Raw genomic sequence first — 25,049 nt, 5'->3', positions numbered from 1 at the left:
GAAAAAAATCCCTGCCTGCTGCCAAGGCAACAAGAAAAGGATCAGGCATCTTTTCTATACCTCGCCGGGGCAGGGCCTTCAAGCACGAAGGCGAAATCAGGCCAGTAGCGCGGCCAGATCGGCCGGCAGCTCGGCCCAGCCGCCGCTGCTTCCCGGGACCAGCCGGCCGAGATCGGCCCGGCCCAGCAGCCTGGCCGGGTTAATGGTCATGGCCTCAAGCACGGTCCGGCCCGGGAGGCCCGGATGGGCGGCCAAAAGCGCCCGGGCTTCGTTCCACAGGTCGAGGTCGTCGTTGGAAGCCAGGCTGTCCGTGCCAAGCGCGAGTCGCACGCCGGCCGCCGCCAGGGCCGGAGCGTCGGCGACGCCGACGCCGATGCGGGCGTTGCTGCGCGGACACAGGCAGGCCGTGGCCCCGGACCGGGCCAGGATGTCCGCATCGCCCGGGGCGAGGTGGACCACATGGACAGCCAGGGCGTCAGGCCCCAGCAGCCCCAGGGCCGCCGCCTCGGCCACGGGCGACCGGCCCGGGGCCTGCCAGTCCTTTGGCAGCAGCCGGCCGGCCAGCATGGCCGCGAATTCGCCCCGGCCGGTGGTGAAAAGCTCCATTTCGCCGGCATGTTCGGCCAGATGCAGGCCAAAGGGCGCGCCGTGCGCCCGGCAGGCGGCCCGCACCCGGCGCAGCAGCTCCGGGGCGGTGGAATACAGGGCATGGCCGCAGACGGTTGCCGTCACGCCGTCGCCGGCCGCTTCGACCAGCTGCGGCGGCAGGTCCAGGGAGAGGCCGGCCCGGCGGCCCAGGATCTCGCGGCACACGAGCCCGGACAGGCCGGCTTCCCGCAGGGCCCGGGCCACGGCCGGCCCGGCCCGGCCGGCCACGTCGATGACGGCGGCCGTGCCCGTCGCGGCCGCCTCGGCCACGGCGGCGGCCAGCACGTCCGGCGGCGCGGTGTCCCGGGCGGCGGCGAAAAGCCAGCCCGCCCAGGCGCAAAAGCCGGCCGGCGGCGGAGCCTGGCCGCGCAGATGGGAAAGTTCCAGATGGGCGTGAGCGTTGACGAGTCCCGGCACGAGAACGACGTCGCCGAGATCGTCCACGGGGCCGTGAAACCCGGCCAGCACCCGGCGGGCCGGGCCGACGTCCAGGATGCGCCGGCCGGCCAGGACCAGGGCGGGGTCATCCAGAGGCGCGGCCCCGGGAACCATGGTCAAGGCCCGGGCGGCCCGCACGGCGCGCAGAGTCGGAGGCGGGCGCAATATTAGCGTTGAAACACGACCAGGGAGGACTTGACGAAGGCCCGCAGCTTGTCCACCCGTTCGTTGAAGGCGGCCAGTTGCCGGGCGGCTGCGCCGGACTTGTTCTCCAGCGCGACATCGCCGCCGACGTAGGGCGTGTCCTTGATTTTCTGCAAGGCGTCCATGATGTTGTCCAGACGGTCGAAAAGGTAGTTCTTTTCGTCCTTGGTGAAACAGTAGGTCGTCTTATTGTAGATGTAGTAGAGGTCGCAGAGGTTGAGCGCCAGTCCCAGCGATTTCTCGATCCGGGCCTTGAGATCCTGATAGAAGACGAATTCGTCGGTATACGGACGTTTTTCGGTCAGCCCGTCCCGGTCTTCCTGTTCTTTGATCTGGATGGCCTGGACCACCGCCTCGTTGAAGTAGTTCATGAAGTAGTTGATGCTTTGGCGCATGTTGGGCGTTTCCGCCGCGGCCGGCGCGGCCAGGGCCAGACAGACGAGGCAGGCCAGGGGCGCAAAAAATCGCTTCATGGTTGTTCACCAGACGGTTTGAAGGTTGTCGGGGGGCGTGTCCCTTGTCCGGTTTGGCACGAGGGCGCGGCCAAGTCAAACAGCTTTCGCGGCAAGAAAAAAATCCTCGTCCCGGGTAAAGCGCACCAGCTCCCGGGGCAGCCCCAGTGCGGCGTAGGCCGGGGCCAGCTCGCCGGCGTGGCCAAAGAGCTGCCCGGCGAACCGGCGCGGCGCGCAAAGGCCGGCTGGCGCGCCGCCCAGGGCGGCCACTTCCTCCCGCACCAGGGCCAAAAGCGCCCTCCCCCTGGCCCGATCCCCCAGGGCCGGATGGCGCGGTCCGGCGATGATCGCCGCTTCCAGCTCCGGCTGCGGGGCCAGCCCCAGGCGGGCCACGGTCGCGCCGGCCCGCCACAAGGGAGGCAACGCCCGGGCCAGGGCATCGATGGTTTCTTCCAAGGCCCAGGGCGCGTACCGCCCCCCCTGGTAGAGGGCGGCCAGTTCCGTGCCCGCAACCACCAGACAGGGGTGGATGCGGACCAGGGACGGAGCCAGGGCGCAGGTTTCGGCCACGTCCCGGGCCAGGGCTGCCGGATCGTGGCCGGGCAGGCCGGGCAGGAGCTGCAGGCCCAGATCCAGGCCGGCTTGGCGAACGGCCCGGGCGGCCTGGCGCGAGGCCTTCGCGTCATGGCCCCGGCCCGAGGCGATAAGCACGGCGTCCTCAAAGGTCTGGGCCCCGATTTCGACCAGATCAAGCCCCAGGGAAGCCAGTTCGGCCAGAAGCCCGGGCGGGCAGGCGTCGGGCCGGGTGGAGCAGCGGATGCGCCCAATGAGTCCGGCCCGGCGAAACCGTAAGGCCGCTTCCAGAAAGCGCCTGGGCCAGGGTTCGGGCAGGGCCGTGAACACGCCACCGTAAAAAGCCAACTCATAGGGCCCGCGTCCGTCCCGGGCGGCCTGGGCAAGCCCCCCCTCCATGGCGGCCAGGGTTTCACCCAGGGAAACAGGCGGCGCGCCGGCCTGCACGGCCTGGGCGCAAAACACGCAACGTCCCGGACATCCTTGAAAACTGATGTAGACCGGCCACACCCGCGCATGCGCCCTTGGCGGCTCGGGATGCCGAAAAAACCGCCCCTGGGAGCTGGCCTCGGAAATGACATTTTGGCGAAGATGGCGAACGATATGCGTGGAGGCCATTATTTTTCTCCTAAGCCACTTGAAAAAATGCCTTTCCTTTTTTATAGATTGAACCAAGGCGATGGGCCGGCCCGTGGCCGGGCTGTTTCGCCTGGGCAGAGAGGGGATCATTCATGGATGCCGCCGACTGTATTTTTTGCAAAATCGTCAAGGGAGAGATCCCCTGCGCCAAGCTCTACGAAGACGAGCTGACGCTGGCTTTTCTCGACATCGCCCCGGTGGCCCCCGGCCATGCCCTGGTCATTCCCAAGGCCCATCACCCCGACCTGTTCGCGCTGCCGGCCGAACTGGGCGCGGCCCTGCTGGCCGCCCAGCAACGGGTGGGCCGGGCCGTCATGGCGGCCATGGGCGCAACCGGCCTCAATGTCCAGCAAAACAACGCCAAAAGCGCCGGCCAGATGGTGTTTCACGCCCACTATCATCTGATTCCGCGCCGGGAAGGCGACGGTCTGGCCTTATGGCCGGGCACGCCCTACCCCGACGCCGCCGCCGTGGCCGCCGTGGCCGAGGCGGTGCGCGCCGCCCTGGCCAAGTAGCGCCCGATTTCTCAACTTGTGCAATCCGCCGGCCGGGCCTGCCCGCCCGGCTCACCAAACGCAACGCGCCGGAGAACGTCATGAACGGGAAAACCCTCACCAAGGCCGACATCGTCGACTACATCTACGAAAAGACCGAGCGCAACCGGGCCGAGGTCAAGGTCCTGGTGGACCATCTCCTCGAACTCATGAAACAGTCCATCAAGCGGGACAACTCCCTGCTCGTCAGCGGCTTCGGCAAGTTCGAGTCCTACGACAAGAAGGCCCGCAAGGGACGCAATCCCCAGACCAACGCTTCCATCATGCTGCCGCCGCGCAAGGTGGTGGTGTTCCGCCTGTCCCGCAAGTTCCGGGCCGAGCTCAACCCCGACGAAGTGCTGTAGCCCCGGCCGGGGCCGGGCTGGCGACCGCTCCAGGCAGCCCGGAAATTTCGGTTGTCGGCCCGGGCGGCGGCCGCCCGGCCGGCGACCGACAATCCGTGGTCGACTTGGCGTCCGCCCCAGCGGTCCGTCATGGTCCGGCCTGAAGGCTTGCCCAATCCGCCCGACCTTTCTGCCTGGGCTTTTCCTCCATGGCGGCCAGCGACACATGCCGGCATGCGTCCGGCCCGAGCCGCGCCCATGCCGGAGATGCGGCGCGGCGACGCGCCTCCCATCGCACGAGGCATGGGCCACCGCGCAGGTGCCCGCAGCGGCACTGTCAACGCGCCGCCCGGCCGCGCTTCCGCACGGGGACTCCCGACGATACCGCCCGTCGTCGCCGCGACAACGGCGTTACTGCGCGATGATAAAAGCCCCGGCAAACCGCTCGCCCAGGCGCAGCCGCGCCTCGTCCGCCACCGCCGACGTCGGGAACGTCCCGGCGTGGACCAGATTGAGCGTCGCCCCATCGATCTCCCGGGTCTGGATGCGCGACCCGGCGTACCCGGCCGCCTGCAGCCGGGCATAGAGCCGTTCCGCGTTGCCCCGCAGGGCAAAAGCCCCCACTTGCACGTAAAACGGTCCCGGCAGCTCGCCGGCGGGGCCCGCCCCCGGCGCTTCGCCCTCCACCTCCACCCGCACCCTGGCCGTGCCCCGGGCATGGACCCCGAGTTCCCGCGCCCCGGCCTGGGACAAATCAATGATGCGCCCGGCCACGAACGGCCCCCGGTCGTTGACCCGAAGCGTCATGGAGCGGCCGTTCTCCAGATTGGTCACCCGCACCTTGGTGTGCATGGGCAACAGCTTGTGGGCGCAGGTGAGCTGGTATTGGTCGTAGACTTCGCCGTTGGAGGTGCGCTTGCCGTGAAAGCCCGGGCCGTACCACGAAGCAATGCCTTCCTCGCGGTAGCCCTTGGCCGAACGTAGCGGCACATAGGTGACGCCTTTTATGGTATACGGCCGCAGGGTGGCCGGTTCGCGGCCGGTGGGGCCGGGAACCGGAGCCTTGGACGCGCAGCCGGCCAGGAAAAGCGCCGCGGCCAGGGCGGCCAGAAGCCGAAAAGCCGCAGGCCCGGCACGTCGGAAGAGGCGCAACATGCCCCCAAGGTAGCCGGCGCGCCCGCCCCTGGCAACCATGGAGGAAGCGGAGGAGGCCTCCGGCGGCTGGGGGCCTGAGGCCCCCAGCCCCCCCTCCTGGAGAACGGGTTTAGGGGGTTGGGGCTGCTTCCGGTGAACTGGTCGGTCGTGCATAAGCGGAGGCAGGACAAGGCGGCAGCGCGCAGGGCTTTGAAGGATGTCGCCGGGGGCGCGTCCCCGGCGACTAGCCCTTGCGGCCTGGCCGCCGGTTTCGTAGGGTGGCCTAACGGGAGAGCGTATGCGCCTTCGCTGGAAATTCTTCTTGGTTCTGCTCGGGTTCGCCCTGGTCCCCATGCTGGTGCTCACCCACGCCAATCGGCGACATGTGGAGCGCCTGGGCCGGGCCATTGCCGCCGAGGGCAACGCCGTCATCAGCGAGGTGGTCAAAAATGAGCTGCGCCAGACCGCCGAAGACTTCTCCCTGGTCATCCGCCGCTCCAAAAGCGCCCTGGACTTCAGCCTGTCCATGACCGTCGCCGAGACCGAACGGCTGCTTTTCGCCCCGCCGTTGCCCCGTCAGGACCAGGGCGGGCACGAGACGCCGTCCGTGGGCTTCCATGTCCCCATGGGCGTACGCCCGGACACCGTTGCCCTGTCCCGGTTGGCCGGCCTGGCCCCCACGGCCGGCCTGCTGCGCCATGAACTCGACAACACCGTGCTTTTTGTAGCCGTCTCACTGGAAGACGGAAGCTCCGTCACCTTTCCCGCCCGGGAAGGCCTGCCACCCGACTACGACCCGCGCCAGCGCCCCTGGTACAAGGCGGCCAAGGCCGCCTTCGACCCCAAACGCCCAACCGCCCGCGAGGTGGTCTGGAACGATCCGGCCGTGGACCCGGCCACCGGCCGCCTGACGCTGACGCTGTCTCGGGCGGTCGTGGGGCCGGGCGGGCGATTTGTCGGCGTGGCCAGCCTGGACGTGCCTCTGGAGCGGGTGCTCCAGGAACAGGAGATCGCCTCCCAGTGGTCCCAGGCCATGCACGCCTATCTGGCCGCGCCGGTCCGCGATCCGGCCACGGGCAGGCGCGTCCTGTACGTCTGGGCCCGCCGGGATGACGGCGCCACGGCCCGGGACTGGAAAAGCGCCGTCAATTTCGAGCCCCTGACCTCGTCCGACGCCGCCGGCTTTGACGCCCTGCTGGCCGCCATGGAGCGTAACGCCTCGGGCACGGCCGAACTGCCCCTTGACGGCGTGCCGTCCTTTTGGGCCTACGCCCGCCTCATGCGCGGGGCTTCCCTGGTCATCGTGGTGCCAACCTCCATGCTTGATCCCATGGCCGAACAGAGCCGCCAGGAGATCCTCGCGGCCACGGACCAGATCGTGCGCCTGTCCGGCGCGGTCATGGCCGCCGCGCTTTTGGCCGTGGCCCTGGCCGCCTTTTTCAGCACCAAAGCCTTTGTCCGGCCCATGGTGCGCATGATCGAGGCCTGGAAGCGCCTGGGCGTGGGCGATTTTACCGTGCGCCTGGACGAGCGATTGAGTGACGAGCGCCAAGCCCTTGTTGACGCCTTCAACGAGACCGTGCCGGTCCTGGCCGACCATGTGCGGCTCCAGCGCTCCCTGGAGCTGGCCCAGGAGGTGCAACAAAACCTTCTGCCGGCCGCACCGCCGGACATTGACGGGCTGGACGTGGCCGGGGTGTCGATTTCCTGCGACGAGACCGGCGGGGATTACTTCGACTACCGTGTGGTGTCGCGCGGCGGCGCGGTCTGCCTGGACACGGCCGTGGGCGACGTCACCGGCCATGGGGTGCCCTCGGCCCTGCTCATGGCCACGGCCCGGGCGCTTTTGCTGGCCACCGAAGACTCCGAAACGCCGGCCGGCCGGGTGCGCCGGGCCAACAGGCTCCTGTGCCGCGACGTGGCCGATTCCGGCCGGTTCATGACGCTACTCGCCATGGAAATCCGGCCCGGGGAAGGCATCGCCCGCTACGTGCGGGCCGGCCACGACCCGGCCCTGTGCTACGATCCGGCCCGGGGCGTCTTCGAGGAATGGCCGGGCACGGGCATCCCTCTGGGCATCGACCCGGACTACGCCTACGCCGAATACGTCATGCCCTTTGCCGCGCCCGGGGCGGTGCTGGTCCTTGGCACCGACGGCATCTGGGAAGCGCGAAACGAGGCCGGCGACATGTACGGCAAGGCCCGGTTCCGGGAGGTGGTGGCTGGCGCTTCGAGGCTGTCCGCCGCCGGTATCGTGGCCGCCGTGCTGGATGATCTGGTGGAATTTCGCGGCTCCCGCCGCCAGGAAGACGACGTGACGCTGGTGGTGGTCAAGCGGCTGTAGCGTCGCGCGGCGGCGGGAAATCCGCTGTCTTTGGCGGGGCCGGCTACAGCCCCCGTTCCCTTCAGGCCTCGGCCTCGGGCCGGCCTTCCAGCAGGGTTACCACAATGGCCCGGCGCTTGCCGATCTTTTCCGCTGCCTTCCTGTCCGGCACGGCCACGTCAATGGTGCGGCGGTGGCGCTGGTGCATGGTGTCTTCGATGGTAAAAACGCCCAGGCCCTCGATGTGGACCTTGTCGCCGAAATTCCAACCGGATTTGAGCAGATCCCGGGACACGGCCACGATGCCGGGCCGGATGCGGGTGCCGATGGCGGTGCCGGATTTTTTGCCTTTGCCGCCGTTTTCCCGAGGATCGGGGGTGTAGGCGGTGACCGTGGCGGCGATGCGCTGTTTGTTGGAAAGGTTGCTGATGGAAATGTTTTTGTGGGTTGAGGCCTGCGCCGCTACGACGCTGACAAGCAAAGCAAAAACGACTGCAAAAACTCTCATGGATGCACGTCCTCCATGTAGTGTTTCGCGCTGCTTCCGGTGTGGGCAAAGACACCGGGCAGGCGTCCCGGGTGCATGATCCAGATGGCGGCGGACATGGATCAGGGGGAAGTTGGCGCTGTGAAGAATCCTCTCGGAGATGAAGCGAGCCGCGAGGATGATGCGGAGTGATTCTTTGGCCGTTGTGAGGGGCGCTTCCTAGTGAAGCCCGGGCGGGATGTCAACCCGAAACCGGCGGTTTCGGCCTGTCTGAAATTTATTTTATACTTTGATTTTTATCGTGATATATCAGTATCTTATCGCTTCATTTTAGCGTTTCCAATCCCTCTTCTGCTGGTTTTTTTTCATACCGCGCCAGTCGGCGATTGTTCAAAAAAATCAATGATTACAGCCTGTGGACAAAGACGGCCTGCCCTCTTGCGTCCGGGGCGGCGCAAGGCTACCTTGCGGGACGCGCCGAAGGTCGTTTCGAGCGGCGCGGCCAAGGAAAATCCATGACCATCACCCGCCTCGCCCCCGTGCTCATGGTCGACGACGTCGCCCGCACCGTCGCCTTTTACCGCGACGTCCTGGGCTTTGCCTTCCTGGCCGGCGTCATCGAGGCCGGCCGGGAGACCGTCGTCGATTGGCCGCCCCCCGGACCGCTGGTCTTCGCTATGATCGAAAGCGGCCAGGCCCGGCTCATGTTCGAGACGCGATCCTCCATGGCCGCCGATCTGCCGCGCTTCGCCGAAGCCAAACGCGGCGGCTCGCTGATCCTCTATCTCGAATGCGACGACCTCGACGCGCTTTACGAGCGCTTAAGCGAACACGCTCCATTTCTTAAAGCGCCCCATGCCACCTTTTACGGAACCCGCGAGTGCAGCATCGAGGACCCCAACGGTTACGTCCTCACCTTTGCCCAGCGCCTCGAAAAACCATCGCCAACCCCGGAGACTGCCCCATGACCCTGTCCGCCGACCTGTTCGCCAAGGCCCAGACGCTCATCCCCGGCGGCGTCAACAGCCCCGTGCGCGCCTGCCGCAGCGTGGGCTGCGATCCGCTGTTCATCGCTTCCGCCGCCGGCTCCAAGATGACCACCGTCGAAGGCCGGGAGATGCTCGACTACGTCATGTCCTGGGGTCCCATGCTCCTTGGCCATAAAGACCCCGACGTCACCGCCGCCATCCGAGCCGCCGTGGAAGCCGGCGTCAGCTACGGCGCGCCCTGCCCCGGCGAGGTCGCCCTGGCCGAGGCCGTGGTGGACGCCGTGCCCGGCATCGACATGGTGCGCATGGTCAACTCCGGCACCGAAGCCACCATGAGCGCCGTGCGCCTGGCCCGGGGCTACACCGGCAAATCCATGATCGTGAAGTTCGAGGGCTGCTACCACGGCCACTCCGACGCCTTCCTGGCCGCCGCCGGTTCGGGACTGGCCACCTTTTGCATCCCCGGCACCCCGGGCGTGCCCGCCGACACCGTGCGCCACACCCTGCTCGCCCCCTACAACGATCTGGACGCGGTCAAGGCCCTCTTCGAGACCCGGCCCGACATCGCCGCCGTCATCGTCGAACCCGTGGCCGGCAACATGGGGCTGGTGCTGCCCAAGCCCGGCTTCCTGGAAGGCCTGCGCGAACTGACCGCCGCCCACGGCGCGCTGCTCATTTTCGACGAAGTCATCACCGGCTTCCGCCTGGCCTACGGCGGCGCCCAGAGCGTGTTCGGCATCGACCCGGACCTCACCTGCCTGGGCAAGATCATCGGCGGCGGCCTGCCTGTTGGGGCTTACGGCGGCAAGCGCCACATCATGGAGCGCATCGCCCCCTGCGGCGACGTCTACCAGGCCGGCACCCTGTCCGGTAATCCCCTGGCCATGGCCGCCGGTCTGGCTACGCTCACCAAGCTCAAGGCATCCGATTACGACGCCCTGGCCCAGCGCACCAAGGCCCTGGCCGAGGAAATGGCCGCCATCCTGCGGGACAAGGGCGCGCCCGTGACGCTCACCCGCGTCGCGTCGCTTTTTACGCTCTTTTTCTGCGACGGCCCGGTCACCAACTTCGACGAGGCCAAAAAAGGCGACGCCGCGCGCTACGCCAGCTTCTATAACCAGATGCGCGAAGCCGGCGTCATCCTGGCCCCCTCGGCCTATGAATGCGCCTTCACCTCCTTCGCCCACTCCGAGGACGACTACGCCCGCACCCTCGACGCCGTGCGCGGCGTGAAGTTTTAAAAGCGGGGCGCTGCCCCGCGCCCCGCCAGGAGAGGCGCTGCCTCTCCTGGACCTCTCCGCCGGGGGGCTTAGCCCCCCGGACCCCCAAGTTGGGGGGCCGGTATGGGATTGAGCGCCCGAATGGGCGGCAGGCAGGTGCGCGGTGTTTCCCAAAAAACGAGACGAAAACGCGACGCCGGCCGGCCCGCCGCCGGCCCGGTTCGCCGCTTTTCAGCCCGACGCCCTGGAGATCGCGGCCACGCCCACGCCCGTGCGCTATCGGCTGACCCTCTATCTGCTCCTGGCCTTCTGTCTGGCCGCCCTGGCCTTTGCCTGCCTGGCCGAGGTGGACCGCATCGTCGTGGCTCCAGGCAAGCTCGTCTCGGCCCGCAAGAATCTCACTGTCGCGCCGCTGGAAACCGCCACCGTGCGCGAGGTCTACGTCTCGGCCGGCCAGCCGGTCACGCGCGGCGACGCGCTCATTGCCCTGGACCCGGCCTTTGCCGAGGCCGGGCTGGCCGAGCGCGACAAGGACCGGGCGGCGCTGGCCGCCAAGGTCTGGCGGCTGCGCTGCGAGGTTTCGGACCAGTGCGCCCAGCCGGCCGACGCGCCGTTGGTCGCGCCGCCGGCCGAGCTGGCCCTGGAGCGCGATGTCCTTACTGCCCGCCGTCGGGAATTCGCGGCCAAGGTCGATGCCCTGACCCAGCGCCAGCGGGAGCTGTCCGCCAAGCTCGCCACCAATGCCGCCGAAGCCGCCAAGCACAAGAAGCAGATCGCCCTGGCCAAGGACCTGGAGCGCATGTACGGCGACATCTACAACCAGGGGGCCAGCTCCAAGGTCGAGTACATGAAGGCCCAAAGCAGCCGCATCGAGGCCGAGGGGCAGCTGGCCAGGCTGCAAAACGAAGCCGGCGAACTGCGCGAGTCCCTGGCCCGGGCCGAGGCCGAAAAACGCGATTTCGTGGAGAACTGGAAAGCCGGCGCGGCCAAGGAGCTGGCCGACGCCTCGCGCGAGCTGTCCGGAGCCGAGGAGCGCCAAAAAAAGGCCGAGCGGCTGCGCGATCTGGTCGTGTTGCGCGCCCCGGAGTCCGGCACGGTGCTGGACGTGGCCGCCAAGTCGGCCGGGGCCGTGGCCCAGGCCGGGGAGACGCTGCTCACCATCGTGCCGGCCGGCGAGGAGCTGGTGGTGGAGGCCGAGGCGGCGGCCCAGGACATTGGACTCTTGCGCCCCGGCGACCCGGTGCGCGTCAAGTTAGAGGCCTTCCCCTACCAGCGCCACGGCGTGGCCGAGGCCATGCTCGCCACCATCAGCCCCGACGCCCTGGAGAAAACCACGCCCGAAGGCCAGCGTCTGTTCTACCGGGTGCGCGCGACGCTCGGCGCGGTGCGCCTGACCGCCGTCCCCCCGGACTTCCGCCTCATCCCCGGCCTGAGCCTCACCGCCGAAATCCGGGTGGGCAGCCGCCGCGTCATCACCTACCTGCTCTATCCGTTGCTCAAGACCTTTGACGAAAGCCTGCGCGAACCCTGACGCGCGGCCGTCAGGCCGAAAGCGCCCAGTCCGTGCCGTAGCGGCTATGCACCAGGGTGCTGCTTAAAAGCGGCAACGGCCCCGTCGGCAGCAGGATGGGCAGCTCGGTGCAGCACAACAGCGCGCACTGCGCGCCCCGGGCCTTGAGGCCATCCAGAATGGCGCTGAACTTCGTCCGGTCCTCGTCGGTGTAGACGTTGCGGCACATGCGCTCGAAAATGGCGGCGTTGATGTACTCCCGGTCGGGCTGGTCCGGGGTCAGCACCGTGACGCCGCCTTTCTCCCGGATGCGGTCGCGGTAAAAGGCCTCTTCCATGAGCGGCCGCGCCCCGAGCAGGGCCACGGCGGCGTAGCCGGCATCCTTGACCGCCGCGGCCACGGCGTCGCCGATGTGCAGGATGGGCACGCCAATCGCCTGGGCCACGGCGTCGTGGTAGCGATGGATGAGGTTGGAGCACAGCATGACGCCGTCCGCCCCGGCCCGTTCCAATTGCCGGGCCGCGCCGGCCAGGATGGCCTCGGCCCCGGGCCGGTCGTCGGCGCGCATGGCCTGTTCGAGTTCGGCGAAGTCGATGCTGGCCAGCACCAGCCTGGCCGAGTGCAGCCCGCCCAGGCGCGCGGCGACCTCCTCGTTGAGATAGCGGTAATATTCCACCGTCGAGGTCCAGCTCGTGCCGCCCAGCAGTCCAAGGGTCTTCATGGGGATTCCTCCGGAGACAAGGTTGCCCATGGTTTCGGGAAATCCGTGGCCCGGGTCAATGGACAGATTTTTGAACTGTGTCGGCGCGAAAACAGCACAGATGGTTCTTCCGCTTGGCGGCCGATGGCGGTAGGATGGCCGCAACCATACCGGATCACGGAGCAAATCCCATGAGCGAGGAAGTGTTCGCCGACGGCATATTAGGCGTCGGCTTTGGCAAAGGGGCCGTGCGCATCGATTTCTTCGCCCTGTCCGCTGAGACCACGGACGCCAAGGGCCAGCCGGCCAAGGAGCGCCGCCAGCGCATCGTCATGACCACCGAGGGCTTCGTTGAAGCCTACGCCATGCTGTCGGGCGTCATGGAAAAGTTGCAGGCCCAAGGCCTGGTGCGACGCCAAGGCCCGGGCGCGGCCGCCCCGGACAAAGCCGGCAAGGACCAGACGCCGGCCTCCGGCAGTCCCAGCCCGAATTTCTGAAATCGCTTCTGGCGACGCAACAGCGGCCGCCGGCCTGCCGATCAGACGTTGCATCCCTGCGCCTGGAGTTTGCGTCTGTTGAACGGGAACGTCTCGGGAGACGCGGCGCGTCTTGCCTGACGCGGCCTTGTGCGGTAGGCCAATGCGACAGGTGATATATGACCCACGAAACACCGTTGGATGATCTCATCGCCCGGGCCAAGGCTCGTGGCGCGGCCGCCCGGGGGATTTTGGACGAGCTTGGGCTTGTCGCGGCCTGGAGCCGCTACGGCCGTCCGGTACTGGTCGGGGCCGTGGCCAACAACCTGGGCCTGGACCCGGACATCGACCTGGAAGTGTATTGTCCGACGCTGTCGCCGGACCATGGTTTCGCGGTGCTGGCCCAGGCCGCCAGCAACCCGGCCGTCAAGGAAACCCTGTTCCAGAACCATCTGGACGGCCCGGACGGAGCCTATTACTGGCGTATCCGCTACGCCGCTTCCGACGGCGAAATCTGGAAAATCGACATGTGGTCCGCCGCCGTCGACTACGCCCTGCCTCGCGGCGAACATTTGGTTGGCCCGCTGGGTCGGGCGCTGACCCCGGAAATCCGCCGGGCCATCCTGGAACTCAAGGCTTGGCGCGCCCAGGCCGGCTTCGACTGCCTGTCCATCGACCTGTACCGGGCGGTGGTTTCAGGCGGCGTACGCGACGCCCAGGGGCTTATGGACTGGAAAGCGGCCAACGAAACCGGGCAGCTCAGCGATTGGCGGCCGCAACCAGGGTCTGCCGGCTAGGATTTTTCTGGACCACCGCCCGCGCCGCGCCTTATGCAGGACGGCAGGGACACGAAGCGCGGAGGGCAAACGGCGGCATGGAAGAACGCGAAATCACCATCTCCGAACGGGTGCTGGGTCTGGTGCGCCGGATGCCCGCCTTCGCCGACCTGTCCGACGGCCAGATCATTGCCCTTTTCGCCGATAAGGGGCTGCGCTACCGCGAGTACCGTCCCGGCGAGACCATCATTCGCGAGGGCGACCACGACAGCTGGGTCTACTACCTCATCTCGGGCCAGGCCCGGGTGCTGGCCCAGGAGGCGCAGGTTGCCCGGTTGGCCGATTACGGCGACATCTTCGGCGAGATGGGGCCGCTGCGGGGCCGTCCGCGCAACGCCTCGGTGGTGGCCGACTCGCCCGTGTCCTGCCTGGCCATTGATCTGTCCATCCTCGACCGACTGCCCCCGGACGAACGCCGGGCGGCCAGCCGGCTTTTCGAGGAGCTCATCACCGACGTGGTCCACGACCGTCTGTCCCGGGCCAACCTCGACGCCGCCGCCCTGCGCCGCGATCTGGCCATGGCCGCCTCGGCCCTGGCCGGCGTCAACGCCAGGGTGCGCGACCTGGAACGCCGCATCCTGGAACTGACCCGGGAAAACCAGGAACTGCGCCGCCAGTGCGGCCAGTAGCGGCCTGCTCCATGGTCCGGCCAGCCGGTCGCCAGTCCGCGCCCGGCCAGGGACGGAAAGCGCCTTGGCCCCGGTGCGGCGCAGTCCGTCAGACGGCAGCAGGAGAATGAGCCGGCCATGAGCGTTGTCCGCTTCAGCCCGGCCTGGCTCACCGAAGACAATTCCTACCGTGTGGCGGCCTGGGCCGAAGCCTGCTGTTTTCCCGAAACAGCAGACGATCTGGTTGCGGCTTTGCGGCAGTCCGTTGGAGTCCGGGTCGTGCTCCTCGGCCATGGCTGCAACGTCATACTCTCCCGGAATCATTACGACAGTTCCTTGCATTTTATCGCCACGTCGCGCCTGGAGCCGGCCCTTGCGGTTGCCGGAGAGCGCTTGCGGGCCGGGGCCGGGGCGCGGCTTCGCGACGTTTGTCGGCTGGCGGCCCGCTGCGGCCTGTCCGGGCTGGAGCGGCTGTGGGACATCCCCGGCAGCGTCGGCGGCGCGGCCCACATGAACGCCGGCGCCTATGGCGCGTCCTTCTATGACGTGGTGGAGTCGGTGGACGTCTATGCCCCGGGCACGGGGCAACGCGCGGTCCTGTCCCGGGAGCAGTGCCGGCCGGCCTACCGGATGACGGCCTTTCAGGGCACGGACACGGTGATCCTGGGCGTGGGCCTCAAACTGACGCCGGCCGATCCGGCCGCCGTTCTGGCCGAGATGGGGCGCATCGGGAAGCTGCGCCGCTCCAGGCTGCCCTACGACTTTCCCAGCGCCGGCAGCGTGTTTCGCCGCCCCGACGGCGGGCCGCCGGTGGGGCAGATCATGGAAGAGGCGGGACTCAAGGGCTTTCGGATCGGCGGCGCGCAAATATCCCCGCGCCACGCCGGCATCATCGTCAACGCCGGCGGCGCGACCGGAGCCGACATCCTGGCCGTCATCGAGGTCATGCGGCGCGCGGCCTGGCAGCGCTACGGCGTGGAGCTGGTTTTGGAGCAGGTGGTGGTGTGACACGGCGGCCGGCGCGCCCGCACAGTCGCTACTGATGGCCTTTGGCCAGCCGGGCTGGGGCTTTCTCCCCAGGCGGCGTCAACTCTCGCCGGCCGGCGGCCCGGCTGCCGCCATGGCTTCCCGGACCAGACGCAGCAGGCTGCCGCCCTGGTACAGACAGCCCCGAATGCCGGCCCGCCGGGCGGCTTCGAGGTCGGACGGCTTGTCGCCAATAAGCAGGCTGCGCCCCCGGTCCACGCTCCAGTCGTCCATGGCCGCCAGGAGCATCCCCGGCTGGGGCTTGCGGCAGGAGCACTCCACCGCCAGTTCGGCTTTGCAGCCGTCCACATGGTGCGGGCAGTAGTAATAGGCGTCGATATGCGCCCCGTGGCGGCCCAGCTCGCCCTGCATCCACCGGTGCAGGCGGGCGACGTCCTCGGGGCCGTAATAGCCCCGGGCGATGCCGGACTGGTTGGTGACGACAAAGGCCAGCCAGCCGGCGTCGTTGACGTGGCGGACGGCTTCCACGGCCTCGTCGGTCCAGACAAAGGCCTCGGGCGTGTGCACGTAGCCGGCGTCGTGATTGAGCACGCCGTCACGGTCAAAAAAGACAGCCGGCCGGATTATTATCGTCATGGTGATCCGTCCTGCCGCCTGTGCGGCCGTTTGGCCCGCCCGGCTCGTGTCGTGGAGGCGACGCGTGGAGGCGGCCGGCAAATAACTGCTACAGCGCGCCGCTGCGGTCAATGATCATCCGGGCAAAGGCGAAGCTGCCGGTGAAGGCCGGGGAAATGGCGTTGAGCACGTGCAGGGAGTTCCTGTCGCCTTCCAGGATGTAGTCCATTTCCAGGCGCTTGGCGGCGACGCTTACGAGCTGGGGCCGGATGCCCGCCTTGGCTGTGGGCACGAGATCGTCCAGTTCCAGCCCGGGAAAGAGGCGCTTGGCGCACTGGTGAAAAAAGCGTTTGGAATACTTGCGTATCTCCGTGTGGGCCAGGAGCCGGAAGTTGTTCTGACCGGCCAAATAGAGCCGGGCCAGGCGGCCGAGAATGGTCGTGGCCTCGCCCCATTTCGCGCCGGAGACCAACCCGTAGTTCTCACGGCCCAGGGCCGGGATGGCCGTTGGCCCCACATAGACCTCGCCGCTTAAGCCCCGCGTGAAATGCACGCCCAGAAACGGCATGGCCGGGTCGGGCACGGGGTAGATGTTGCCGCGCACCAAATGGTTTTTTTGGGGCGAGAGCTTCCAGTAAATGCCCTTGAAGGGGACGAGCGCGTATTGCCGGCCAAAGTTGCAAGCCTTGGCCAGCACGTCGGCGTAGGCCCCGCAGCAGTTGAAAAGAAACCCGCCCCGGATGGGGCCGCTGGTGGTTTGCAGCGCCCCGTCGGCGGCCGGGCCGAGGACGCGGCGCTGGAAGAAAAACCGCGCCCCGCGCTCGGCCAGCAAGCGGCGCAGGGTCTCCAGCACGGCCTTGGCGTCGATGACCGAGGTGTCCGGGCAGTGGATGGCGGCCACGGCGTGGGGCGGCGCGGCCGGCTCCAGTTCGAGCAAGGTTTGGTTGTCGATGCGCTCGGCCCGTATGGCGTTGTCGGCGGCGTTTTGGAGCAGCCGGTCCACGGCCGGCAGCTGGTCCGGCTCGGTGGCCACCAGCACCTTGCCGGTATTTCGCCAGGGGATGCCGTGGGCATCGGCAAAGTCCTTCATGGCCCTGCCGCCGACGGCGCAGACCTGGGCCTTTAAGGTGTCGCTGCCGTAGTACAGGCCGCAGTGCAGCACACCGCTGTTGCGGCCGCTGGCATGGCGTCCCGGGGCGTCTTCCTTTTCCACCACGGCCACCCGGGCGGAAGGCGCGCGGTTCAGGATTTCGTAGGCCGTGGTCAGGCCGACGATGCCGGCCCCGGCGATGATGAAGTCGAAGTGTTGCATAGCGGATTCCCGCGTTGCTGGGGCCGGTTACGGGCGTGAGGCCGTCCACTCCCCCCAGGCTTTGCGGGCCCGCTCGGGGTAGGCCATCTTGCGGTTGGCCTTTTTCATTTTCTCTTCCAGGGGCGGGGTCAGCCCGAAATTGACGTTGCTGGGCTGGAATTTCTTGGCTGGGGTGCGCAGGTGGCCCAGCAGCGCCCCCAGGGACGTGACCACCGGCGGCGGCGGCAGTTCCTCCCCGCGCGCCAGCCTCGCCCCGAGCTGAGTGCCCAGCCACAGGCCGCAGGCCGCCGACTCCACATAGCCCTCCACCCCGGTGATCTGGCCGGCCAAGTAGACGCCCGGCCGGGCGACAAGCTCCAGCCGCTCGCTTAACACCTTGGGCGCGTTGACAAAGGTGTTGCGGTGGATGCTGCCCAGGCGCGTGAACTCGGCGGCGTGCAGGGCCGGGATCATGCGAAACACCCGCTCCTGTTCGCCGTAGACCAGCTTGGTCTGGAACCCCACCAGATTCATGGTGGAGCGGGCCACGTTTTCCGGGCGCAGCTGCACCACGGCATAGGGCCAGCGGCCGGTGCGCGGATCGGTGAGGCCCACGGGCTTCATGGGGCCAAAGGTCAGGGTGCGCTCGCCGCGCTCGGCCATGGCCTCGATGGGCAGGCAGCCCTCGAAATGGATTTCCTTCTCGAATTCGCGGCTGGGGACCTTGCGGGCGGTCAAAAGGGCGTTCCAGAAAGCCAGGTATTCGTCTTTATCCATGGGGCAGTTGAGGTAGTCACCTTCGCCATCCTGCCAGCGCGAGGCCCAGAAGGCCTTGTCCATGTCCACGGATTCGGTGGTCACGATGGGGGCAATGGCGTCGTAGAAATAGAGCCCCTCGCCGCCGATGGTCTCAAGCAGGCTGGCAGCCATCCGGTCCGAGGCCAGGGGGCCGGCCGCCACCACGATGGCCTCGAAACCGGCCAGGGCCGGGTCGGAAAGGCCCATGATCTCGCGGCGCACAAGCGTCACCAGCGGCTCGGCCTCGATGCGGGCGGTCATGTTTTCGCTGAAGCGGTCGCGGTCCACGGCCAGGGCCTTGCCGGCCGGCACGGCGGTTTCCCGGGCGGCGGCGATGACCGCGCTGCCCAGCTCGGCCATCTCGACCTTGAGCAGGCCCACGGCCGTCACCGGCTCGTCGGAGCGCAGGGAGTTGGAGCACACGAGTTCGGCCAGCCCGGGGATCAGGTGGGCCGGAGAATACAGCGCCGGCTTGCACTCGAAAATCGTCGAAGCGACGCCGGCCCGGGCCAGGGCCAAGGCGCATTCGCACCCGGCCAACCCCCCGCCAATAATACCAATAGCCATGACTATATTACTCCCTTCTTAACATATGGGGGGTCCGGGGGCCTCAGGCCCCCGGCCGCCGGAGGCATCTTCCTCCCCGTCAACGTACCTGCGGCGTCCCGCCGCCCGCCGCCACATGCCGATTCTGGCTGTTCCAGAGGTCGCGGTAGACGGCGCAGCGTTTGAGCAGTTCGGCGTGGGGCGCGAAATCCACGGCCCGGCCGGCGTCGAGGACGAGGATGGCGTCGGCACCGGCCAGCATGGACAGGCGGTGGCTGATGACGATGGTGGTGCGCTGCCGGCCGATGCGGGCCATGTTGTCCTGGACGATGGCTTCGGACTCGGCGTCCAGGGCGCTGGTGGCCTCGTCGAGGATGAGGATGCGCGGATTGGCCAGAAGCGCCCGGGCGATGGCCAGACGCTGGCGCTGGCCGCCGGACAGGTTGGAGCCGTTTTCCTCAAGGGGCGTGTCGTAGCCGCGCGGCAGCCGCCGGATGAATTCCTCGGCACCGGCCAGTCTGGCCGCCCAGACGACTTCCTCCAGGGCGGCCGTGGGCCGGGCCATGGCGATGTTGTCGCGCACCGTGCCGGTAAAAAGGAAGCTTTCCTGCAGGACCACGCCGATCTGGCGGCGCACGTGGGCGAGGTCCAGTTCGCGCAGGTCGTGGCCGTCCAGGCGCAGGCTTCCGTCCGTGGGCAGGTACAGTCCCTGGAGCAGCCGGGCCAGGGTCGATTTGCCCGAGCCGCTGCGCCCGGCCACGCCGATCATGGCTCCGGCGGCGAACCGGGCCGACACGCCGGACAGGGCGGCCGGCGCCTCGGCGGCTTGGCCGTAGCGGAAGGTGACGTGATCCAGGACCACCTCGCCAACCAGCGTCGGGCGCAGGCCTTCGCCCGAGCCGGCCCGCTCGGGCGGCTCGTTCATGATGGCGGCCAGCATGTCCACGGCCAAGGCCTTTTCCTGATATTCCTGGAGCAGCGAAACGAACTGCACAAGCGGCTGGGTGACGCGGCCGGCCAGCATCTGGAAGGCAATAAGCGCCCCCACGGACAGGCTGCCGTCGAAGACCAGCGACACGCCGATCCAGGGGATGCACAGGATCATGACCTTTTCCAGGAACCCGACCCCGGCCGTGGCCGCGTTGCCGATCTTGCCCACGCCAAAGCGCATGGCCACGGCCCGGGCGGCGGCGTCTTCCCAGCCGCGCCGCCGGGCCGGCTCCAGGGACAGGGCCTTGACCGTCTCCATGCCCCGGATGGTCTCGACCAGATAGGACTGGCGCTCGCCCTCGGCGGCGTAGAGGGCGGCCAGACGTTTGCGGAAAAAGGGTATGATGACGGCCAAAAGCAGCCCGAGGGCGAGGCTCAGGGCCAGCACCAGGAAGGTGAGCGGCACGCTGTAGAGGAAAAGGACCGGGATGAAGACCACCAGGGCCGCGCCGTCCAACAGCGTGAAAAAGAGCTTGCCGCTGAGAAATTCGCGAATCTTGTCGGCCTGCTGCATGTGCTGGATGAGCACGCCCACCCGGCTGTGGCCGAAAAACCGCAGGGGCAGGGCGGTCAGGCGGGCAAAGGTGCGGGCGGCCACCCGCACGTCGATGCGGGCGGCGGCGTGGAGCAGCACGATGCCGCGCAGATAGGAAAAGCCGGCCTCGAAGGCCAGGGCGGCCAGCATCCCGAAGCTTAAGACCTGCAGGGTGGCCAGCCCCTTGTGGGTGAGCACCTTGTCGATGACGATCTGGAAATAGATCGGCATGGCCAGGGCCAGGGCGTAGAGCATGAAGGCGGCAATGGCCGCGTCGGTGAATTCCTTGCGGCAGCGCAGGATTTCCGGGACGAACCAGGCCAGGCCAAAGGGCTGGTTTTCATCGGTGAGGCGGCGCTGGCGTTTGAGCAGCAGCGTTTGCCCGTCCCAACGCTGGGCCAGATCGGCCACGGGCAGGGGGTCGCGGCTGGGCGGCAACCTAGTCGGGTCCACCACGTCCAGGACATCCCGGCCGTCTACCTGGCGGCAGCCGGCGGCGACCAGGGCCGCGCCGCCCTGCAGAAAAAGGATCACCGGGTAGGCCCCGGCCAGAAGCGGCAGCTCGGCCGGGGCCAGGCGGCGCAGCTCGGCTTTCAGGCCCGAGGCGGCGGCCAGGGCGCAAAGCTCGGTTGGCGTGGGTTCGGCGGCGGCGAAACCGTGCTGGGCGGCCAGGGTTTCATGGGCCAGGGGCAGGCCGTGGTGGCGGCCTACAAGGGCCAGGGCGCGCAGCCCGGCCCGGGCCAGGGTCGGGATGGCGACGACGGTGACGCCGCCGTGGCTTTTCTCGAAACTTTCGCAGTCAACTTCGAAGGAGCCTGGGGTCTGGGCCAAGGGGTCGGCCACGCGCGCGACGAGGCCCTCTGGCGTGTCGCGCACGCCCAGCACCACCACGCTGTTGCCGTTGGAAAGCACGCACAGGAGCGGAAACCGGCCCAGGGCGGCCATGGCCGGGACGTCCAAGTGCTCGACGCGGGCGGTAAGCCCAGCGCCGGAAGCCAGGGCGAGCAAGGCGTCGAGGTCCGGTTCGGCCTGGCCGAGACCGAGGCGGTCGGCGGCGGCGGCCGGGTCGAAGGGCAGGCCGTAGGCGTCGGCCACGGCCTTGAGGCAGGTCAGCGCTGTCTGCATGGACTCTCGTTGCCCTGAGGCGGCTGGCGATCGGTTTGAATCGGCATCCGGTTTAGGGCAAATGCCGACTGGCGGCAACAAGGCCGCCGCGCCCTTGCCCTTTCCCCTTGGCGAGCGTAGACAATGGCTATCATCAACCCTTCCAGGGAGCACAAGTCGTATGAACGTGCTGATTGTCTACTACTCGCTCTATGGGCATGTGGCGGCCATGGCCCAGGCCGTGGCCGAAGGCGTGCATCAGGTTCCGGGCATGACCGCGACCCTGCGCCGGGTTCCCGAGACCCTTTCCGAGGAGGTCATCGGGAAAATGGGCGCGACCGAGGCCCAAAAGGCCCTGTCCCATGTGCCGGCCTGTACGCTGGAGGAGCTGGAGGACGCCGACGCCATCGTCTTTGGCACGCCCACCCGCTTTGGCAACATGTGCGGCCAGATGCGCCAGTTCCTGGACGCCACCGGCCAGATCTGGATGCGCGGGGGCCTGGTCGGCAAGCCTGGCGGCGTTTTTTGCTCCACGGCCACCCAGCACGGCGGCCAGGAGACGACGCTGATGTCGTTTATCCAGACCCTGCTCCACCAGGGCATGATCGTGGTCGGCCTGCCGTATTCCTTCGCTGGCCAGATGCGCCTGGACGAGGTGACGGGCGGTTCGCCGTACGGCGCGACCACCATCGCCGGCGGCGACGGCTCGCGCATGCCCAGCGAAAACGAACTTGACGCGGCCCGTTTCCAGGGGCGGCACATCGCCGACGTGACTCGCCGGCTGCGCGCTTAGGGCCACGCCCGAACAAGCCGCGCCCCCGTCGTGTCGTGAAAAAAGGCACGAGCTTCTTTTTTGACGCCTTCGCAGACCTTTACACGGCCGATAAAAAGCGTCACAGAGGGTTATGGCCTCTGCAAACTCGTGCCTTTCCGGAGACGACGTGAGCGCCTCGCACCAAAAAATCGCCTGCCGCGGCGAGGCCCCGGTGGAAAACGGCCTGAACGGCCGTCCGCCCCGCCTGCTCATCGTCGAAGACGAGCGCGTGGTGGCCCTGGACCTCAAAAACATCCTGCGCCGCCTGGGCTACACCCTGGCCGGGGTCACGGCTTCCGGGGTCGAGGCTGTGGAACTGTGCGAGTCGCTTGGCCCGGATCTCGTGCTCATGGACATCTTTCTCAGCGGGGAAATGGACGGCGTCCAGGCCGCCTGCGTCATCCAGACCGAGTGCGGCATCCCCGTCATTTATCTCACTTCCCATACCGACCAGGTGACTTTGCAACGGGCCAAGCGCACCGCGCCTTACGGCTACGTGCTCAAGCCCGTGGACGAAAACTGGCTGCGCACGGCCGTGGAAGTGGCGCTTTTCAAGCACCACACCGAGCAGGAACTGCGGCGCAGCGAAAAGCGCTACCGTGAGCTTTTCAGCGCCATGTTAAATGCCTTTTTGCTGCTGCGCCATTGTCCCGGGAGCAGCCAGGGCCAGGACGATTTCGAGATCCTCGGGGCCAACCCGGCCTTTGAGCGGGCCACCTCGCTTGTCTGCGACGAGATCGTCGGCCAGACCCTGCGCCAGACCCTGCCCGGCATCGAACCCTTCTGGATCGACACCCTGGCCGCCGTGGCCGCCACCGGCCGGCCGGTGCGCTTCGAGAACTACCTGTCCGACCTCAACATGTATTTCCTGGCCCAGGCCTACAGCCCCCAACCCGGACAGGTGGCCGTGGCCCTGGAAGACGTCACCGAACACAAGCGTGGCGAGGAACGGCTGCGCTACCGCACCTTCCACGATGCCTTAACCGGCCTGCCCAACCGGGCGCTGTGCCTGGACCGCATCGCCCGGGCCATTGAACGGGCCAAGCGCCGCTCCAACTATATTTACGCCCTGCTCTTTCTGGACCTCGACCGGTTCAAGCTCGTCAACGACAGCCTGGGCCATCTGGCCGGCGACGGGCTGCTGCGCCGGGTGGCCGACCGGCTGCGCCGGGAAGTGCGCCAGCTCGACACCGTGGCCCGGGTGGGCGGGGACGAGTTTGTGGTCTTGCTCGAGGAAATCGCCTCGCCGGGCGACGCCCTGCGCATCGTCAAGGCCGTGCGTGAACGTTTGCGCGTGCCCTTTGTGGTGGAAGGCCGGCAGATCTACGTCACGGCCAGCCTGGGCGTGGTGCTCGGGCCGGCCGACTACGAACGTCCCGAGGAGCTGCTGCAAAACGCGGCCATTGCCATGAACGCGGCCCGGTCGGCCGGCTGCGGCCGGGTGCGGGTGTTCGAGTGGTCCATGCGCGAGCGGGCCGAGCGGGTCATGGATCTGGAGACCAACCTGCGCGAAGGCTTGGCGCGCGACGAATTCGTGCTGCACTACCAGCCCATCCTGGACCTGGCCACCAAACGTCTTCGCGGGGTGGAGGCCCTGGTGCGCTGGCGTCGGCCGGACGGGGAGCTTGTCGCGCCTGGGGAGTTCATTCCGGCCGCCGAGCAAAGCGGGCTGATTATTCCCCTGGGCGCGGCGGTCCTGACCGAGGCCTGCCGGGCGTTGGCCCGCTGGCGGGCCGGCAGCCTGGGAGACCAGCCGTTTTTCATGGCCGTCAACCTCTCGGCCCGGCAGTTCACCCAGCCCGATCTGGTCAAGCAGGTGGTCACGGCGTTGCGCCGGGAGGGCATGGACCCGGCCGACCTCAAGCTCGAAATCACCGAAAGCGTGCTCATGGAGCACCCGGAATCGGCCATGCTCAAACTCCGGGGGCTGCGGGAACTGGGCGTGTCCATCGGCATCGACGACTTCGGCACCGGTTATTCGTCCCTGTCCTACCTCCAGCGCTTTCCCATCGACACCCTCAAGGTGGACCGGGCCTTTGTCTCGGGCATGGAAGAGCAGGGCAACCGGGTCATTGTGCGCTCGGTGGTGAGCCTGGCCCACAACCTGGGCTACGACGTGGTGGCCGAGGGCATTGAGACGGCGGCCCAGCTGGACGACCTGTCGCAACTTAGCTGCGACATGGGCCAGGGGTTTCTTTTTGCCCGGCCCATGGAGGAGCCGGGCCTCGTGGCGCTGCTTGGCCGGCAGGCCCCGCCCGCCTTGACTTGACGGGACGATTGGGCAAGGATTTGACAATGGCGCGGCTTTCGCGCCGACAGGAGACACGGCATGTTCGTAGCCGACCTCATGACCAGCCAGTTGCGCTGCCTCAAGGAAACCGACAGCCTGGCCGACGCCGTGGCGGCCATGCAGGAACTGTTTGTCCGCCATATCCCGGTGCTGGACGCCGACGGCCGTCTGGCCGGGCTGGTCACCCAGCGCGACGTGCTGGCCCTGGAGCATAGGAAAGATCCGGGCGCGCCGCTGCGCGACATCATGCGCACCGACGTCGCCACCGTGACCCCGGACACGCCGCTGCGCACGGCGGCCGAGACCATGATTTTCCATAAGTACGGCTGCCTGCCCGTGGTCGCCGCGGGCAATCTCGTCGGCATCATCACGGAAACCGATTTTTTGAAGCTCGCCATTTTTCCCATCGCGCCCCGGCGCGAGGAATAGGCGACCACAAGGACACCGCCCATGTTCCTGCCCCGCGCCCTGGTCCTGTGTCTGGCCCTGACCGTTTTCGCCGCCGCTCCGGCCCGGGGGGCCGGCCAGTCCCTCAGCCTTGGGGCGTACAAGGAGTTGCGCAACGACTACGTCAAGGTCACGGACATCAAGGAACGGGAGCGCACCGAGGAACGCTACATGGACGCCGGCGGCAAGGTGACCCTGCAAAAGGTTCCCTACAAGGAAGTGCTGGTCACGGCCGAACTGTCCCAGAAGCCGCCCAGCAACATGGACACCATGTTCGGCGGCGAGTCCAACCAGCCGTTTTTGCGCATCTGCATGACTCCCTTCGACAGCGCCGGCAAGGCCCTGGACGATACCTGCCAGGCCTTTAAGTTTCAAAGCTTTGTGCGCGGCAATATCGGCACCACCACGTTCCGTCTGGAGCCGGGAACCGCCCGCTACGAATTTCGCATGGTCCAGCCCCAGGGCGACAAGGGCTCGGCCATCAAGCTCTGGGTACCCACGAAGTAGTCCTTCTTCGT

Annotated in this window: 24 protein-coding genes; 14 read left to right on the top strand and 10 right to left on the bottom strand. The window is 67.9% G+C overall.

Going from position 1 to position 25,049, the window contains the following annotated elements; all coding sequences use genetic code 11:
- Positions 1–96: 96 nt before the first annotated feature.
- The 3 genes from C3Y92_RS00765 to C3Y92_RS00755 all read right to left on the bottom strand — a co-directional run bounded on the left by C3Y92_RS00765 (position 97) and on the right by C3Y92_RS00755 (position 2,933).
- The gene (locus C3Y92_RS00765) at positions 97–1,251 is read right to left on the bottom strand and encodes an amidohydrolase family protein (RefSeq protein WP_235669565.1); all 1,155 of its coding nucleotides are present in this window, start codon (positions 1,249–1,251) and stop codon (positions 97–99) included.
- 2 nt (positions 1,252–1,253) lie between these two features.
- Complete coding sequence (locus C3Y92_RS00760; RefSeq protein ID WP_012749810.1) at positions 1,254–1,763, bottom strand: hypothetical protein; 510 nt, start codon at positions 1,761–1,763, stop codon at positions 1,254–1,256.
- 75 nt (positions 1,764–1,838) lie between these two features.
- Positions 1,839–2,933 (bottom strand): radical SAM protein, encoded by a 1,095-nt coding sequence (locus C3Y92_RS00755; protein ID WP_129348560.1) that lies wholly within the window; start codon positions 2,931–2,933, stop codon positions 1,839–1,841.
- A 113-nt stretch (positions 2,934–3,046) separates the two neighbouring features.
- On the opposite strand from C3Y92_RS00755, the gene C3Y92_RS00750 reads away from it, so the two are divergent.
- A complete protein-coding gene (locus C3Y92_RS00750; RefSeq protein ID WP_129348558.1) occupies positions 3,047–3,469 on the top strand; it encodes an HIT family protein in 423 nt (140 codons plus the stop codon).
- Positions 3,470–3,549: 80 nt separating this feature from the next.
- On the top strand, positions 3,550–3,852 hold the full coding sequence (locus tag C3Y92_RS00745) for an integration host factor subunit alpha (protein WP_006920179.1): 303 nt from the start codon (positions 3,550–3,552) through the stop codon (positions 3,850–3,852).
- Positions 3,853–4,242: 390 nt separating this feature from the next.
- Here C3Y92_RS00745 and C3Y92_RS00740 read toward each other — a convergent pair whose 3' ends face one another.
- Positions 4,243–4,986 carry a septal ring lytic transglycosylase RlpA family protein gene (locus C3Y92_RS00740; protein WP_129348556.1) on the bottom strand — a complete coding sequence of 248 codons (744 nt, stop codon included), beginning with the start codon at positions 4,984–4,986 and terminating at the stop codon, positions 4,243–4,245.
- Between the two features lie 277 nt (positions 4,987–5,263).
- On the opposite strand from C3Y92_RS00740, the gene C3Y92_RS00735 reads away from it, so the two are divergent.
- Positions 5,264–7,309, top strand: a complete 2,046-nt coding sequence (locus C3Y92_RS00735; RefSeq protein WP_129348554.1) for a SpoIIE family protein phosphatase — start codon at positions 5,264–5,266, stop codon at positions 7,307–7,309.
- 61 nt (positions 7,310–7,370) lie between these two features.
- Here C3Y92_RS00735 and C3Y92_RS00730 read toward each other — a convergent pair whose 3' ends face one another.
- Entirely contained in the window at positions 7,371–7,796 is a 426-nt protein-coding gene (locus tag C3Y92_RS00730) for a 3D domain-containing protein (protein ID WP_129348552.1), read from the bottom strand.
- Between the two features lie 494 nt (positions 7,797–8,290).
- Between C3Y92_RS00730 and C3Y92_RS00725 the strand changes: the two genes are divergently transcribed.
- The 3 genes from C3Y92_RS00725 to C3Y92_RS00715 all read left to right on the top strand — a co-directional run bounded on the left by C3Y92_RS00725 (position 8,291) and on the right by C3Y92_RS00715 (position 11,515).
- Positions 8,291–8,743: a VOC family protein gene (locus C3Y92_RS00725; protein ID WP_129348550.1), complete on the top strand. Its 453-nt coding sequence runs from the start codon at positions 8,291–8,293 to the stop codon at positions 8,741–8,743.
- On the top strand, positions 8,740–10,005 hold the full coding sequence (hemL, locus tag C3Y92_RS00720) for a glutamate-1-semialdehyde 2,1-aminomutase (protein ID WP_129348548.1): 1,266 nt from the start codon (positions 8,740–8,742) through the stop codon (positions 10,003–10,005). Before C3Y92_RS00725 ends, hemL begins: the two co-directional genes overlap by 4 nt.
- Positions 10,006–10,147: 142 nt before the next feature.
- Complete coding sequence (locus C3Y92_RS00715; RefSeq protein ID WP_129348546.1) at positions 10,148–11,515, top strand: HlyD family type I secretion periplasmic adaptor subunit; 1,368 nt, start codon at positions 10,148–10,150, stop codon at positions 11,513–11,515.
- Positions 11,516–11,525: 10 nt separating this feature from the next.
- Here C3Y92_RS00715 and C3Y92_RS00710 read toward each other — a convergent pair whose 3' ends face one another.
- Positions 11,526–12,215: an aspartate/glutamate racemase family protein gene (locus tag C3Y92_RS00710; RefSeq protein WP_129348544.1), complete on the bottom strand. Its 690-nt coding sequence runs from the start codon at positions 12,213–12,215 to the stop codon at positions 11,526–11,528.
- A 170-nt stretch (positions 12,216–12,385) separates the two neighbouring features.
- Here C3Y92_RS00710 and C3Y92_RS00705 point away from each other — a divergent pair, with 170 nt between their 5' ends.
- The 4 genes from C3Y92_RS00705 (at position 12,386) to murB (ending at position 15,122) form a co-directional block, all read left to right on the top strand.
- Complete coding sequence (locus C3Y92_RS00705; protein ID WP_006920870.1) at positions 12,386–12,691, top strand: hypothetical protein; 306 nt, start codon at positions 12,386–12,388, stop codon at positions 12,689–12,691.
- 158 nt (positions 12,692–12,849) lie between these two features.
- Positions 12,850–13,467: a hypothetical protein gene (locus tag C3Y92_RS00700; RefSeq protein ID WP_129348541.1), complete on the top strand. Its 618-nt coding sequence runs from the start codon at positions 12,850–12,852 to the stop codon at positions 13,465–13,467.
- Between the two features lie 77 nt (positions 13,468–13,544).
- Positions 13,545–14,135, top strand: a complete 591-nt coding sequence (locus tag C3Y92_RS00695) for a cyclic nucleotide-binding domain-containing protein (protein ID WP_129348539.1) — start codon at positions 13,545–13,547, stop codon at positions 14,133–14,135.
- Between the two features lie 117 nt (positions 14,136–14,252).
- The gene (murB, locus tag C3Y92_RS00690; RefSeq protein WP_129348537.1) at positions 14,253–15,122 is read left to right on the top strand and encodes a UDP-N-acetylmuramate dehydrogenase; all 870 of its coding nucleotides are present in this window, start codon (positions 14,253–14,255) and stop codon (positions 15,120–15,122) included.
- Between the two features lie 78 nt (positions 15,123–15,200).
- Here the strand turns inward: murB and gmhB are convergent, their stop codons facing one another.
- The 4 genes from gmhB to C3Y92_RS00670 form a co-directional block, all read right to left on the bottom strand.
- On the bottom strand, positions 15,201–15,737 hold the full coding sequence (gene gmhB / locus C3Y92_RS00685; protein WP_129348535.1) for an HAD family hydrolase: 537 nt from the start codon (positions 15,735–15,737) through the stop codon (positions 15,201–15,203).
- An 88-nt stretch (positions 15,738–15,825) separates the two neighbouring features.
- Complete coding sequence (lhgO, locus tag C3Y92_RS00680; protein WP_129348533.1) at positions 15,826–17,028, bottom strand: L-2-hydroxyglutarate oxidase; 1,203 nt, start codon at positions 17,026–17,028, stop codon at positions 15,826–15,828.
- Positions 17,029–17,055: 27 nt separating this feature from the next.
- Complete coding sequence (gene trmFO / locus C3Y92_RS00675; protein WP_129348531.1) at positions 17,056–18,372, bottom strand: methylenetetrahydrofolate--tRNA-(uracil(54)-C(5))-methyltransferase (FADH(2)-oxidizing) TrmFO; 1,317 nt, start codon at positions 18,370–18,372, stop codon at positions 17,056–17,058.
- Between the two features lie 79 nt (positions 18,373–18,451).
- Complete coding sequence (locus C3Y92_RS00670) at positions 18,452–21,001, bottom strand: ABC transporter transmembrane domain-containing protein (RefSeq protein WP_129348529.1); 2,550 nt, start codon at positions 20,999–21,001, stop codon at positions 18,452–18,454.
- A 160-nt stretch (positions 21,002–21,161) separates the two neighbouring features.
- Between C3Y92_RS00670 and wrbA the strand changes: the two genes are divergently transcribed.
- The 4 genes from wrbA (at position 21,162) to C3Y92_RS00650 (ending at position 25,038) form a co-directional block, all read left to right on the top strand.
- Positions 21,162–21,773, top strand: coding sequence for an NAD(P)H:quinone oxidoreductase (wrbA, locus tag C3Y92_RS00665; RefSeq protein ID WP_129348527.1), 612 nt, complete (start codon positions 21,162–21,164; stop codon positions 21,771–21,773).
- Positions 21,774–21,921: 148 nt separating this feature from the next.
- Positions 21,922–24,063, top strand: a complete 2,142-nt coding sequence (locus C3Y92_RS00660; RefSeq protein ID WP_129348525.1) for a GGDEF domain-containing response regulator — start codon at positions 21,922–21,924, stop codon at positions 24,061–24,063.
- Between the two features lie 60 nt (positions 24,064–24,123).
- Positions 24,124–24,513, top strand: a complete 390-nt coding sequence (locus C3Y92_RS00655) for a CBS domain-containing protein (protein ID WP_129348523.1) — start codon at positions 24,124–24,126, stop codon at positions 24,511–24,513.
- A 21-nt stretch (positions 24,514–24,534) separates the two neighbouring features.
- Positions 24,535–25,038 (top strand): hypothetical protein, encoded by a 504-nt coding sequence (locus C3Y92_RS00650; protein ID WP_129348521.1) that lies wholly within the window; start codon positions 24,535–24,537, stop codon positions 25,036–25,038.
- Positions 25,039–25,049: the final 11 nt, after the last annotated feature.

It is taken from the genome of Solidesulfovibrio carbinolicus (assembly GCF_004135975.1).
Lineage (GTDB): Bacteria > Desulfobacterota > Desulfovibrionia > Desulfovibrionales > Desulfovibrionaceae > Solidesulfovibrio > Solidesulfovibrio carbinolicus.
The sequence above is the reverse complement of the archived record's forward strand: the minus strand, read 5'-3'. Positions and strand labels throughout refer to the sequence as shown.